The organism is Methanococcoides seepicolus, from assembly GCF_023684405.1.
GTDB lineage: Archaea > Halobacteriota > Methanosarcinia > Methanosarcinales > Methanosarcinaceae > Methanococcoides > Methanococcoides seepicolus.
Window position 1 is genome coordinate 1 of the sequence record NZ_JAGSOI010000013.1, and the last position, 11403, is coordinate 11403.

General features: G+C 44.9%; 10 protein-coding genes. 4 read left to right on the top strand and 6 right to left on the bottom strand.

The window, feature by feature from the left end; translation table 11 throughout:
- Positions 1 to 226 precede the first annotated feature (226 nt).
- Positions 227 to 835, top strand: a complete 609-nt coding sequence (gene hisH / locus KDK67_RS04760) for an imidazole glycerol phosphate synthase subunit HisH (RefSeq protein ID WP_250867695.1) — start codon at positions 227 to 229, stop codon at positions 833 to 835.
- A 14-nt stretch (positions 836 to 849) separates the two neighbouring features.
- Positions 850 to 2172 carry an AIR synthase-related protein gene (locus tag KDK67_RS04765; protein ID WP_250867696.1) on the top strand — a complete coding sequence of 441 codons (1323 nt, stop codon included), beginning with the start codon at positions 850 to 852 and terminating at the stop codon, positions 2170 to 2172.
- A 3-nt stretch (positions 2173 to 2175) separates the two neighbouring features.
- Here the strand turns inward: KDK67_RS04765 and KDK67_RS04770 are convergent, their stop codons facing one another.
- Both KDK67_RS04770 and KDK67_RS04775 read right to left on the bottom strand, forming a co-directional pair.
- Entirely contained in the window at positions 2176 to 3492 is a 1317-nt protein-coding gene (locus tag KDK67_RS04770; RefSeq protein WP_250867697.1) for an NfeD family protein, read from the bottom strand.
- Between the two features lie 16 nt (positions 3493 to 3508).
- Positions 3509 to 4267, bottom strand: coding sequence for a slipin family protein (locus tag KDK67_RS04775; protein WP_250867698.1), 759 nt, complete (start codon positions 4265 to 4267; stop codon positions 3509 to 3511).
- Positions 4268 to 4381: 114 nt separating this feature from the next.
- On the opposite strand from KDK67_RS04775, the gene KDK67_RS04780 reads away from it, so the two are divergent.
- Complete coding sequence (locus tag KDK67_RS04780) at positions 4382 to 6505, top strand: DHH family phosphoesterase (RefSeq protein ID WP_250867699.1); 2124 nt, start codon at positions 4382 to 4384, stop codon at positions 6503 to 6505.
- Positions 6506 to 6560: 55 nt separating this feature from the next.
- Here KDK67_RS04780 and KDK67_RS04785 read toward each other — a convergent pair whose 3' ends face one another.
- The 3 genes from KDK67_RS04785 to KDK67_RS04795 all read right to left on the bottom strand — a co-directional run bounded on the left by KDK67_RS04785 (position 6561) and on the right by KDK67_RS04795 (position 9153).
- Complete coding sequence (locus tag KDK67_RS04785) at positions 6561 to 7172, bottom strand: orotate phosphoribosyltransferase-like protein (protein ID WP_250867700.1); 612 nt, start codon at positions 7170 to 7172, stop codon at positions 6561 to 6563.
- Positions 7173 to 7238: 66 nt separating this feature from the next.
- Positions 7239 to 7718 (bottom strand): NOB1 family endonuclease, encoded by a 480-nt coding sequence (locus tag KDK67_RS04790; RefSeq protein WP_250867701.1) that lies wholly within the window; start codon positions 7716 to 7718, stop codon positions 7239 to 7241.
- A gap of 70 nt (positions 7719 to 7788) precedes the next feature.
- Positions 7789 to 9153, bottom strand: coding sequence for an ATPase domain-containing protein (locus KDK67_RS04795; protein WP_250867702.1), 1365 nt, complete (start codon positions 9151 to 9153; stop codon positions 7789 to 7791).
- Positions 9154 to 9322: 169 nt separating this feature from the next.
- On the opposite strand from KDK67_RS04795, the gene KDK67_RS04800 reads away from it, so the two are divergent.
- Entirely contained in the window at positions 9323 to 10114 is a 792-nt protein-coding gene (locus KDK67_RS04800) for an NAD+ synthase (protein ID WP_250867703.1), read from the top strand.
- On the opposite strand, the gene KDK67_RS04805 is transcribed toward KDK67_RS04800, so the two are convergent.
- The coding region (locus tag KDK67_RS04805; protein ID WP_250867704.1) for a tRNA(Ile)(2)-agmatinylcytidine synthase at positions 10106 to 11403 on the bottom strand (1298 nt) is incomplete at its 5' end. The two genes, KDK67_RS04800 and KDK67_RS04805, sit on opposite strands and share 9 nt — an antisense overlap.

Below are 11403 nucleotides of genomic sequence, written 5' to 3' on the forward strand. Positions count from 1 at the left end.
TTCCAACGATTGTTTGATTTTAGGGTTGCAAATTAATTTTTTGTATTATAGTCAGTCATACAAGATTGACGATAGGTAGGCTGAATAGTTACCTTATTTTAATACCTAATCTTGGGGGATCTAATCTTCCTCCCTTTCCATTCATTTTTTTATAATTATACCAATAATTATATACTGTACTCCATTATCGCGTTACATTGATGTACCAAAACTGTATGTACTCCCCATGAAAAAAATCGTGATAATTGATTATGGGCTTGGCAATCTTCGCAGTGTTCAGAAAGGGCTGGAACATGCGGGTGCGGAAGTGCTCATCTCAAAGGACCCTGCGGACATTGAAACTGCCGATGGTGTCATTCTTCCTGGGGTGGGTGCCTTTTCCGATGCAATGAAGAACATCGTTCCTTTCTTGGGTTCCATAACTGATTATGTGGCATCAGGTAAGCCGGTTCTCGGAATATGTCTGGGGATGCAAATGCTTATGACAAGTTCCGAGGAAGGGGGTCTTACAGAAGGACTGGACCTTGTTCCGGGAAATGTTGTGAGGTTTCCCCGATCTGAGTTGAAGGTCCCTCAAATGGGCTGGAACTCTCTGATAATCGAACAGGACCATCCATTCTATGAAGGTGTGCCCAATGGGGCTTTCGTATATTTTGTACATTCCTATTATGTTGATACCGATGCATCCCACACGCTTGCATCATGTGATTACGGGATAGACTTTGCTGCATCGGTAGTGAATTCGGCAGGTAATGTCATAGGGACACAGTTCCATCCTGAAAAAAGTGGCGATATTGGTTTGAAAATGCTCAAGAACTTTGTAAACATGTGCTGATAAGGAGCGATCGTATGGATATAGAAGGTTATGCAAGAAAAGGACTTCGAAATAATGATCCCGGGCTTGAAGACAAGTTGACAGAAAGGATACTCGAGATCAAGAACACATCTAAAAAACACGCCCGCAATCTTGCAAAAGCAGCGATAGTGGAAGCAAAGGCGACCTTGAATGTCGAAGGGGATGTACTGACATCAACTGTCTCAGGGGTGACCATGGGTGAATTCGGTGTGGGTTCCCGGGGACTGGGAGATTTCTATGCGCACGAAAAGATCGCTGAGGTCATCGGTAAGACCAGTGCTGCGGTGGACACGTCCCACCTCGATGATTCCGGAGCTGTCCTGAACGAAAAGGGCGATGGTTACATCATTGTAACTATAGATGGTATTCATTCCCGATTGAGCGATTTTCCTTTCCTTGCAGGTTTCCACGTAGCCCGTGCATCCCTGCGTGATGTCTATGCCATGGGTTCCCGACCGGTTGCTCTCTTATCCGATATCCATGTTGCCGATGATGGGGATGTGGCAAAGATATTCGACCACATTGCAGGCATAACCACAGTATCGGAACTTACCGGTATCCCTCTTGTTACCGGAAGTACATTGCGAATTGGTGGAGATATGGACATCGGCGAGCGTATGACCGGTGGTGTTGGTGCGGTGGGTACATCCACTGAACTGACCTCCCGTGTGCAGACACAGGTCGGAGATGTCATATTGATGAGCGAAGGTGCAGGTGGGGGGACCGTTTCCACAGCAGCGCTCTATTATGAAATGCACGATGTGGTTGAGGAAACTATAAACATCAAGTTCCTGGATGCATGTGAGGCTCTGATAGCGTCTGGTCTTACCAAACACGTCCATGCAATGACCGATGTGACCAATGGCGGTATTCGCGGTGATGCAAAGGAGATCTCAAGAACAGCTGGCGTGAAACTTGTCTTTGATGAATCGAAGATGCGTCCCCTTGTCAATCCGAAGGTCCTTGCGATGCTGGAAAAGCTGGAGATCGACTATCTTGGTGTATCCCTGGATGCTCTGCTTGTGATCGCTCCGCCGGAATATGCGGAACAGATCATTCAGGTGGTAAAGGACGTAGGCGTTGATATCGATATCATTGGTGAGATCGTGGAAGGCAGCGGTGCCGAGATAGTTATTGATGGCAAGGTATGTGATTTCACTCCTCGTTTCAGGGAATCCGCTTACACTCCTATCAAGAAGATGATCGGTGAAGAAGAGCCCAGGGACTTTGAAGAAATGAAAGAAGCGATCGACAAAGCTGCAAAAGAAGCTTCGGAGAAAAAGAAAAAGGTTATGGAAATGATAAGAGGAAAGTGAGTATCACTCTCCCTCCTCTTCTACTTTTTTAACAATAAAGAGAGGTCCCTGTACATCAGTGATCACCACTTTATTTCCATCACTGATATCCTCTTTTACTTTTGCTTTCCAGTATTCTCCTTTGTACCTGACAAACCCTTCTTCTCCTGCTTTGATGTCCTCTATGGCGTTTGCCGTCTCGCCTGTAGGGTCTTCGCCGATCACCGGTTTTTTGTGTCTGACCTCGAGCACTTTATAGAAGACGAACACAAAAAGGATACCCATTACTATTGTAGGGGTAACTATTGCGATTATCATCGACCGCTGTACATCAGCAGGAGTGTACCATCTGGGGAAGTCCATGGGTACCAGGAAGATACTTCCGGCGATCAGGCATACAAGTCCGGCAATCCCAAAGATACCGAATCCAGGCGCCTGCAATTCGAGAACGAACAGTATCACCCCGAGCAATATAAGGAAAATGGCTGCGATATTAACATCGAATCCCATGCCCACAAGGCCCAGTGATATTGCAACAACTCCAAATATCTCTGCACCTGCTCCGGGATTTGAAATGCCGATCACGATGCCGTATATACCGAGCATAATGAGAAGTGAGGAAATGATCGGATCCGATATAATGTCCATAAAGCTCAATCTCAGGGACGGTCTATAGTTCTCAATCGCAGCACCTTTGGTGTTCAGTACCTTTCCTTTGATAGTCTGGCCATCCACCTGCTCAAGAAGATCATCAATATCAGATGCAACATACTCGATAACTCCTGCTTCCAATGCTTCTTCCGCATTCAGGTTCAGATTTTCCGTAATGAACTTCTCTGCAGTTGTTTCATTGCGACCGTGCTGTTTTGCTTTTGTTTTTGCAAGTTTCACGAGTGCATTTACTATCTTATCGTCCTCGATAGGTTCTATACCTTGAGGTGTCACTGATACCGGTTGGGCAGAACCGATAATAGTATGTGGTGCCATTGCTGCAACGTCCGTCCCAAGCAATATCAGTGTCCCGGCAGACCACGCTTTTGTTCCTTCTGGATATACATACCCTATTACCGGTATATTCGTCCCGTCAATAGCTTCGATTATCTTGAGGGTCTCATCAACCCCTCCGCCAGGGGTGTTGAGGGTGATGACAAGAGCTTCGTATCCAGTTTGTTCTGCTATCTGCAATGCATCTATTACAATATCATCTGCTACTGGTGTGATCGAATCGGAGATCTCCAGTACCAGAACCGTCTGTTCCGCAGACGCACCTGAGGGTATTAGAAGCAGTAACAATACCAAAAAAAAGAAAAAAATAATAGGTGATCCTTTGTTCAACATCATATCACCTTTATCTGCTTTATTTCTTCTCGAATGCTTTTGATAGTGCAGCTATCTCTGCGGTGTTCGTGGAGTTTGAGATCACAATTAGGTTCTTTTCACGTGCAACTTCAGCAATTGTCTGCAACTCTCTCAACTTAAGTGCTGCGGGCACGTCCTGATAGAGCTGTGCTGCCTGCTTCATCTTCTCTGCAGCCAAGAATTCTCCTTCGGAGAGAATGATACGTGCACGCTTTTCCCTTTCTGCTTCTGCCTGTTTTGCAATAGCACGTAGCATTGTCTCATCAATGCTTACATCCCTGAGGGTCACAGCGGCGACCTTGATACCCCATGGATCTGTAGAAACATCAAGCAATTCCTGTATATCCTTGTTGATGGTCTCACGTTCGGAAAGCACGTCATCGAGCTCGATCTGACCGATAACATCCCTGAGTGTTGTCTGTGAAAGCATTGCAGTTGCGAATTTGTAGTTCTCAACTTCAGTAACAGCTGCAGCAGGCTTAATGACCTTGTAGTAAACAACCGCATCAACAGCGATCGTGACATTGTCCTTTGTAATGACAGCCTGCTTTGGTACATCGATGGTTACCACACGAAGATCGATCTTTACGACAGAATCAATGATAGGGATGATCAGGAACAGGCCCGGACCTTTTACGCCACTGAGCCTTCCTAACCTGAAAATAACAACCCTTTCGTATTCTTTTACCATCTTAAGTGCTTGTGACAAGATGATAACTGTAATGACAAGTATAGGTATAATGTAGTCTTCTATCATGTTTCACTTCTCCCAAATTAAATGGAAGAGACTGTGATAAAAAACTATTGCTTGTGGTAATCCAATGTTACGCAAAGACATAAATCTAACATAAACAATTAAGACTTGATACAAATGAGAGATGAGTGTAACGAATGTGGAGGAAAGGGATACGAGGTCCTTTCTACTGAAAAATGTTCTGAATGCAAAGGTTCAGGAAAAATAAAATCCGTAAATCTGATGGATCTTTCTCAAAAGGATGTGAAAAATTTCCTGAATGAGGGTTCAGTATGTTCCAAATGCGGTGGAAGCGGAGAAATCGAAGTAAGAAAACAATGTCCTGCATGTAATGGTAAGGGCGCTTCTTACAGATGTGATGTCTGTGACAAGCCTATTGACGGACCCATAGATGGCAAGGAAACTTGTATTTCCTGCGGCAAGATCGAGATCGTACATGTTCTGGACAATTCCTGCAATCAGGATGAGCTGGAAGTGGGTAAGATGTACCTTGCTAAAGTAAATAATCATGCGGACTTTGGTGTATTCGTTGATCTGAATTCCAATTTACGTGGTCTGATCCATTCAAGCAATCTCAACATCAAGCTTGAAGAAAAAGCCCCGGTGATCGTGCAGGTAAAAGAGATCAGACGTGACGGTAAAATGGATCTTATCCCCCGGGTTATCAAAGATTATCAGATAGTAGAGGTTGAGAAGAGCATCTCTATAAGAAGATCGACCGAACTTGGCAGTTTTACTGGTAAACTTGTAAAGATCGAAGGTGAGGTAATTCAGGTAAAGCAGACCGCAGGTCCTACTATCTTCACAATTTCCGATGAAGACGGGCTTATTTCCTGTGCTGCTTTTGAGAGTGCCGGTACACGTGCTTATCCGGAGATCGATGCAGACATGATAATTACCGCAACCGGTGAAGTTACCTCCCGTGGTGACAGGCTCCAGTTGGAGGTCAGAAGCATGAAACATCTGACCGGTGAAAAAGAAGTAGCTGTCAAGAAGCGCATCGATGAGGTCATTGATCAGAGGGCTGAGCCTTCCGACATTGAGTTCCTTGTTGAGAGCGAGATCCTTGAAAAGCTTCGACCTGCAATGCGTAAGGTCGCAAAGGAGATCAAGAGAGCTATTATAAGGTCAAAACCTATCCTTTTACGTCACCATGCCGATGCTGATGGAATGACCGCGGCAGTAGCTATCGAAAAGGCTATCCTCCCCATGATAAGGGAAGTGAACGGTCCTGATGCAGAATATCACTATTACAAGAGAGCACCCTCAAAGGCTCCATTCTATGAACTTCCAGATGTCACCAAGGATATATCCTTTGCACTTGAGGATGCTGCAAGACACGGACAGAAACTTCCACTGGTCGTAATGGTGGACAACGGTTCCACAGAAGAGGACGTTCCAGCGATGAGGCAGGCACAGGTCTATGGTATCGACATGGTCGTAGTTGATCACCACCATCCCGATGAGATCGTTGACCAGTATCTGCTCGGTCATGTGAATCCTGCTCACGTAGGCGGAGATTTCGGTATGACCGCAGGAATGTTGGCCACGGAAGTTGCCCGTATGATAAACCCGGATGTGACAGATGTGATCAAACATCTTCCTGCTATTGCTGCAGTGGGTGACCGTTCTGAAGCACCGGAAGCTGAAGTTTACAAGCAGCTTGTAGCTGACAGGTATTCTCTGCAGGACCTCAAAGAGATGGCACTGGCACTTGATTTTGAAGCATACTGGCTCAAGTTCGCTAGTGGTAGGGGTATCGTTGATGACCTGATGGACCTTGGGGACCACACGAGGCACAACAATATCGTGAAACTGTTATGTGAGCAGGCAAATGCCATGATCTCAGAACAGCTTGATGCATGTATGCCGAATGTGAAGTCGGAGGATCTGCCCAACACTGCTGTACTGAACGTGCTGGATGTCGAGAACTACGCTCACAAGTTCACATTCCCGGCACCAGGCAAGACCTCCGGTGAAGTGCATGACCGCATGTGTCAGAAACTCGAAGGAAGGCCGGTAATTACCATCGGTTACGGTCCTGACTTTGCAGTGATACGCTCAAAAGGAGTTCTGATGAACATTCCACAGATGGTTCGTGAACTTCACGAAGAGATCGTAGGCGCTGGTGTGAATGGTGGCGGACACCTTGTAGTTGGAAGTATCAAGTTCGTAGAAGGCATGCGCACCGAAGTACTTTCCAAACTGGTCGAAAAGATCGGTTCAGTGGGTGTAGAGTGAAACCTCTCATCCATTTCTTATTTTGAAACAAAAAAGAAAAGGGAACTTTCCCTTTTTAATCTACACGTGTGATACGGACCAGTGAGCTCATAGGCACATTGGCGATCATATCAGCATTCATCTTGTCAACGATAACTGCAACTGCGATCGGGGTTGCACCAACCTCACGAAGCTGTTCAGCAACGTCTGTAACAGTAGCTCCTGATGAGACCACATCGTCCACGATGATGCACTTCTTTCCCTCGACATCAGCGAAATTCCGGCTAAAGATGCCCCTTTGATGTGTCTTCTCTTTCTGGTCATCATAGTCATGGAAGATAGCGAAATCTATCTCCAGTTCTTCGGCCATCATGGTGGCGATGGGTATCCCACTGAGTCCTATTCCTATGACCAGATCAGCATCTTGTTGTGTCTTTTCCAGTGTCTCTATCACCATATCACAAAGCGCCTGTGAGATGCATCTTAGTCTGTATGAACTCTGTCCGACACTGTTCCATGTGACAGAAATATCCTTTGGTGCAGGTGCTGCAACATCTTTCTTTGAGCGTGTCAAAAGCCATGTGACCGTTTCCCTGGACACGTTTAGCTCATTTGCGATCTGGCCTGTAACAAGGCCATTTGACTGCAATTCAACCGCTTTTAGGATCAATTCTTCTATGTTCTTCATATTATATCCCAGCTGAAATATTAATTAGTTTTAACCTTTTAAAATAGTTATAGTACATCTCTATGGTTATAGTTTTCTTTTCCTGACCTTTTTCAAAAGGGATCCGCAGACTGGGCAATCATCTCCCTCATCAAATTTGCGATAGCATGCAGTACATTTCTTTCCCCATACCAGTACATCCTTTATTTTTTTCTGGCTGATGGGCTTAACTTCAATACCAAGTACTGAAGCCATGTTCTGTACCGCATAGTCATCTGTGAGAAGGACCCCGTTCTCCTTGTATTCAAGAGCCTTCGTTAGAATGTCTATATCTGTGGATGAGAGCTCTTCAACATCCCTCGTCTTTTTCGCAATCGAAAGTACCTCTTTGCGAATCTGCGGGTCAGGTGTTTCAATTCTTGTACCTGTCTCACAAGCGATCTCAAATCGCATCATGGCTTCCCGGCTCTTCATTTCGTCCTTCACAGAAGGTACAGTGATGAACAGCGATGTGTCGCCATCATATCCATAGATGAAAACTGCGGAATCTGTAATATAGAATGTCATGTTCGTATGGTCTCAAGCCAGTTTTATAATGTAGATATTTCTTCAGGCTTATAAGTATAGCTATTACCATTTAATCCGATGACGGTAACATGATGTCTACACCAGTGTCCCTTATTTCAAATTTCCTTATTCCTTTGTCATGATGGCTTCTGTGCATTTTCATGACAGTTATGGTTTTGTCGATATGGTCTTCTTCCTCTTTTAATGAAAGCAGTACTGAAGTATCCATTCCATAATCTTCGATATAATGCATTCCATTAATGGTATCCGGCCTTTGTGCGAACATTGAGGTGACGCCATTTGATCTGAACATCTCTGAAAGTAGTTTGATATGGTCCTTTGCATCCAGAGGTGTCATGAGGTCGGAGAATACGTTCACATCGTCTACAAAAATACGTTTGATGTTCTCTTTTTTGATAATGGTACGTAATTGTATGGCATGTTCTCCGGCTTCAAGGGCTGACATGCTGGTGCAGACAACTTTTATGGCACCGGAACTTACAAGGTCCCTTATATCATGACCAATGGAGCTTGCATTCGTAAGGGCTTGTTCTTCGGACTCTATAAATGAAACTATCATTCCAGGTTCCTCAGCCCTTGCTCCTTCTGCAATGAACTGTGTTCCAATGGTGGTTTTCCCGGTACCGGGACCTCCGGTGACAAGGGTTGAAGTGCCTCTGATAACACCATTTTTGGTCATTATGTCAAGCCCTTTTATACCGGTTGAGACACGGTCTGTAAAATGGGGTATCTCCATTTCGGTCAGTTCCTGTCGGTGAAGTATAATACCTTCTTCAGTTATTGAAAATGGATGTTTTCCACTTATGTAGCCTTGTCCTCTGAGCTTTAAGACCTCGAGGTGGTGTACTCGACGTTTGTTGGCTTCATCATTGGAAAGATAGATAATGCCATCTGCTACGTGGCTCAGGTCACTTTTCAGGAGCTCGTCTCCGGTGAACTCTCCGATCGCTATGACCAGAGCATCCCATTTTTTCATACGCAGGAAAAGGTCATAGTAGAAACGTCGTTTTGCTTCTTCATCAAGAGTGCTTCCGATGGTCGTTATTGGGTCAATGACAATTCGGTCGGGTTTTATTTTTTCAATGGATTCTTCCAGATTCCACATGAAGGTGTATATCCCTTTATCAAGGGTCTCGGTGCCGATGGGGATGTAGTTCATGGATCCGGAGGAAAGCAGGGAGATATTGTAGAAATTCAGCTTTGACATGAATTTATTGACCATTGAAATTGGTTCATTCAATGATGTAACATACATGCATTTCTCATTTTTTTCAGCGGCGTTGAAAATGGATTGCATTGCAAGTGTGGTCTTTCCAGAACCTGCTGGACCTGTTACCAGGATCGCAGAGGGCTTTGGGAACCCGCCTTTTAAAATTGTATCAAGGGCATGTATCTCCAAATTCATTTGTTTCATTATAGCACCTGCTGAATATATTTATATAAATATTCTCTCTACTATATTTAAGACTATGTTCGCTCATTTTTGAAAAAAGTTTAACAGGAAATCTAAATATGTACTGTGAATATAGTAGAGAGCACTATCATATACACAAATACTCGATCATCATCTGGACCTTGGTACTATGGATATTATAAAAGCAAAAGATATCATCATTGATTTTATTGGGAAGAAACTGGAAGGGACGGGAATTGAAGGTGCTGTTGTAGGTATAAGCGGCGGCATCGATTCTGCACTGGTGGCATACCTGTCCGTCGAAGCGTTGGGTGCTGAGAACGTTCTTGGTATACACATGCCTGAAGCTTCAACCCCTGAGTCTGAGATCGAGGATGCTAAAAAGGTCGCAGAAGCTCTTGGTATTGACATTAAGGTGGTAGACATCACCAATGTCCTTGAAAGCTACAGATCATCAATGCCGGATATCGAAGATACATCTGCTTATGTCGATGGTAACCTTAAGGCAAGGATAAGGATGTCCATGCTCTACTACTATGCTAACATGCTTGGTAGAGTAGTGATGGGGACCGGTAACAAGAGTGAGATATTACTTGGTTATTTCACAAAATATGGTGATGGCGGGGTTGATATGGAACCCATAGGCGATCTTTACAAGACCGAAGTATGGGAAATGTCAAAGATTCTGGGTGTCCCGGAGAGCATTCTGGAAAAAGCACCATCTGCAGGACTCTGGGAGGGTCAGACCGATGAAGATGACCTTGGTGTTTCTTATGAGACCATCGATAAAGTGCTTCAGCCAATTCTTGCAGGGGAGGGGCAGGAACGCGTGCATCTGAAACTCGGGGTTCCAATGGAGGATATCAATTCCATTCTGCTACGTGTTAGGAGCAATCTTCACAAAAGAGCGATTCCCCCGATAGCACACCTTGATGACCTTCGTGATGACTGGTTATCTTGATGGGAACACTTTCCCATTCTTTTCGCTCTCTTTTTCCTGGCATCTGACAAGGGGTTTTGCAAGGTGTCTTCTTGCACAGGGTGGAACTTCATACATTCCTGTCTCTATCCCTCTTTTGACCTCGACAAGTTCAGGTAGATCTGCTTTAGTGCCACATTTCTTGCAACGGTAACCCTGCCCCTTTCCTGCGGATTTCATCCTTTTTCCACATTCGGAACATGTAGGATTGACCGACTCTTGTTCCTGGACCAGGCTTATTATATTCAGCTTTTCGATGTTCAGAGTGTTGTTCTTCACACTTCCTGAGAACACTATCCTGTCCCCGGGCAGGAATTTGCGTACCAATTCGCGGAAGTTCTTGGTAGGTTCGTAGGCTGCACAGTCCATCTCATCTCCTTCATCGTCACGAACTGAAAAGATCGTATGTCCTCCCCTTATCGTTTCCGGTCGAGTATCCACTGTTGCTTCAATGGTATAGGAGTGCATGTCCTTTATGTCTGCTATCCTCTCCACTGGAATAAGGTGCAGGTCAGTTCCCTGATCGGTCTTATAGATCGCATATCTTTCAACAGGTTCCGAAATTATCATCCGGGATGTTATGGTGACAGGCTCAATGCCATTTCCTCGAACTCCAAAAAGAACGGGATCTCCTGCATGGGGTATGCATACCACTGCATTGTTCGCAATATCGACTGTGTCCCATGTATTCGGGTAGGTCGCAAGGTCTGCTTCCTTCACACTTTCCTCATCGACCTGCCGTTTCGTTCCCCATGCACCCTTTTCGCGATATGCAAGATATTCATAAGTATGATCCCATCCCGGGTTCAGCATGGCTCCGCAGGCAGCAAGAGCACCGATAAGTCCTCTTCCATTCTTCCATCCTCTTGAAGGCAGGTCCAAGTTAGCGATAAGGTTCTTTGCATCATCTATCTGCAATACCTCACGCACCGCTTTCAGGAAAAATTCGCCGAGCTTTTCTTTAACTTTCTCAGATCGGTCCTCGGGTATGAACACCACTCCGGGATTTGTCATCTCACTCTGCAGTTCAGAAAGTTCATCAACCCTTGAGATGACATGTTCCATTACTTTTTCCGGTTCTGATGTTGTTATTTCAAAAGCGGTTGAAGCATTACCACGGGTCTTATAGGGAATAGTAGGATTGAGGCGTATAAGTATAGGGCTTCCTCTGATGGTTCCGTATTCTTTCAGCTCGTCCATCAATATTGCACAAAGATAGGTGGTGCACATTCCTTCTCTGGAATCGGTATCGTCTATACTTATTATCATGG